Annotated in this window: 1 protein-coding gene; it reads left to right on the top strand. The window is 72.5% G+C overall.

What is annotated here, in order from left to right; translation table 11 throughout:
• Nucleotides 1-103: 103 nt before the first annotated feature.
• A partial coding sequence (locus AVT10_RS15490) for a histidine-type phosphatase (RefSeq protein WP_332307359.1) occupies nt 104-582 on the top strand: 479 nt, incomplete at its 3' end.

The raw sequence follows: 582 nt of genomic DNA, 5'->3' as shown, positions 1-582 counted from the left end.
TACCCCCGCGCAGGCGGGGGTCCAGAGCCAAGAGCGATCCCGTTTGTCGCTCTGGACCCCCGCCTGCGCGGGGTACGGCCCTTTACGAAGACAAGGACGAATCATGCGCCTCCTGCTCCTCGCCGCAACCCTGCTGACCCCGCTACCCGCCGCAGCGCAGGACCGGGTGGAGCGCGTCGTGATGCTGATGCGCCACGGCGTGCGCGCGCCGATCACCGGGGAGGCGCCGCTCGACACGAAGGTCGCCGGACAGTGGCCGACATGGCCGGTCGCCCCCGAATTCCTCACCCCCCACGGTGCTCGGGCAATCGCCCAACTCGCCCGCCACGACCGCCGCTGGCTGAATGGCGCCGGCTGCCCCGCGCCCGGCACCGTCCGCATCCACACCAACACGCCCGAGCGCACCATCGCCACCGGCCGCGCCTATGCCGACGCGCTCGCTCCCGGCTGCAACCTGACTGTCGAGCATAACCCGGAGGGCAAGACCGACCCGCTGTTCGAACCGCTGCGCGCCGGCGCGACCGCGTTCGACGCGACGAAGGCCGTCGCGGCGATCACCGCCTATACCGGCGGGGGGGACGC

It is taken from the genome of Sphingomonas hankookensis (assembly GCF_001619955.1).
Lineage (GTDB): Bacteria > Pseudomonadota > Alphaproteobacteria > Sphingomonadales > Sphingomonadaceae > Sphingomonas > Sphingomonas hankookensis_A.
This window is presented reverse-complemented; position numbering and strand designations above follow the sequence as displayed.